This is a genomic window from Mesorhizobium sp. M7A.F.Ca.ET.027.03.2.1 (assembly GCF_003999175.1).
Taxonomy (GTDB): Bacteria; Pseudomonadota; Alphaproteobacteria; order Rhizobiales; family Rhizobiaceae; genus Mesorhizobium.
On record NZ_RZOM01001252.1, the window covers coordinates 1 to 1,580 of the forward strand.

2 protein-coding genes are annotated in these 1,580 nt (G+C 62.8%); both read left to right on the forward strand.

Annotated elements, in window-relative coordinates; genetic code table 11:
- Positions 1-635, forward strand: a 635-nt coding sequence (locus tag EN750_RS33535; RefSeq protein ID WP_145968164.1) for a carbohydrate ABC transporter permease, incomplete at its 5' end; no start/stop codon positions are given.
- A partial coding sequence (locus EN750_RS33540) for a sugar ABC transporter permease (RefSeq protein WP_145968165.1) occupies positions 632-1,580 on the forward strand: 949 nt, incomplete at its 3' end. The genes EN750_RS33535 and EN750_RS33540, both read left to right, overlap by 4 nt.

A 1,580-nucleotide genomic window follows, 5' to 3' on the forward strand; every position in this document is an offset into this window, starting at 1 on the left:
GTAACGCGCTGAAGCCGATCCTCGCATCGCTGCTGTCGGCGGTTTTCGGCACGGTGATCGCCATGTCGGCGGGCACAGCCGCGGCTTATGGGCTGTCGCGTTTCGGCTCCGGCCAGAACCTGCCGCTGGCGCTGATCCAACTCAGGATCTTTCCGCCGATGGCGGTCATGATCCCGGTGATGATCATGTGGGCTTTCCTCAACTTCACCGACAGCTGGTGGGGCCTGGCGCTGATCTACGGCATCGTCACCTTGCCGTTCGCCTTCTGGCTGATGAAGACCTTCTTCGACGACATGCCGCGCGAGATCGAGGAGGCAGCGCTTGTCGAAGGCTGTTCGCGGCTGCGCGTCTTCACCCGCATCACGCTGCCGATGATGCGCGCGCCGCTCGCAAGTGCCGCGCTCTTCGTCTTCATCCTCAACTGGTCGGACTATCTGATCGCGCTGCTTCTGACGACGCGCGAATGGGTGACGATCCCGGTCTACATGGCCTCGCTATCCTCCTCGATGACGGGGCAGCTCTATGGCGCCAAGGCGGCGCTTGGCCTGATCGCGGCCGTGCCGCCGGTCATCATGGGCATCGCCATCCAACGCCATCTGGTGCGCGGGTTGACGTTCGGGGCGCTCAAGCAATGAGCGCGGTGACTGCCATGACGTCCAAGGATGAGATGAAAGCCGTCGGAGCAAAGCCGGTTTCGCGCGATGAGGGCGCAAGGCTGGGTTTCCGGCTGACGCTGCCTGCGCAGATCCTGGTGCTGTTCATCTCGGCCTTCCCGCTGTTGATGCAGCTCTACATCAGCGTCACCGACTGGTCGCCCCTGTCGGGCACCGGCTGGTGGAACGCCTGGTCGATGTGGAACAGCTTTGCCAACTACACCGATCTCGCCGCCGACGCGCGCTTCTGGAGCGCGCTGAAGCGTACGGTCATTGTCATGATCGTCTGCGTGCCGGCGGAATTCCTGCTGGGGCTAGCGCTGGCGACGCTGTTTGCCGACGATTTCCCGGGCAAGCGCGCCTTCTATTCGATCCTGCTGATGCCGATGATGGTGGTGCCGGCGGTGGCCGGCTACATGTTCTTCATGCTGTTCCAGTCGGGAGGGCCGGTGAACGACATCTTGTCGGCGCTCACCGGATCTCCCGTCACCATCGCCTGGCTGTCGGATCCGACTCTGGCGCTGATTGCGGTGATGGTCGCCGACATCTGGCAATGGACGCCGCTGATGTTCCTTATCCTGCTTGCCGGCCTGGTCGGCGTGCCGGAGGACCAGATCAAGGCGGCGACGCTGCTCGGCGCCAATCCGTGGCAGCGCTTCGTCACCATCGTGCTGCCGAAGATGAAGACGATCATCATCATCGCGCTGGCGATCCGGGTAATCGAGAACTTCAAGATCTTCGACACGCTCTACATCATGACCGGAGGTGGCCCCGGCGTCGCCACCGAAACCATCTCGGTCTACATCTACAAGCTCACCACTCAGGATTTGATCTGGGGCTATGTGGCGGCGATCGCGCTGGCCATTCTGGTCGTGCTGTCGATCGTCGCGGTGTTTGCCATGAAGCGCATGGCGCGGCCACGCGAGG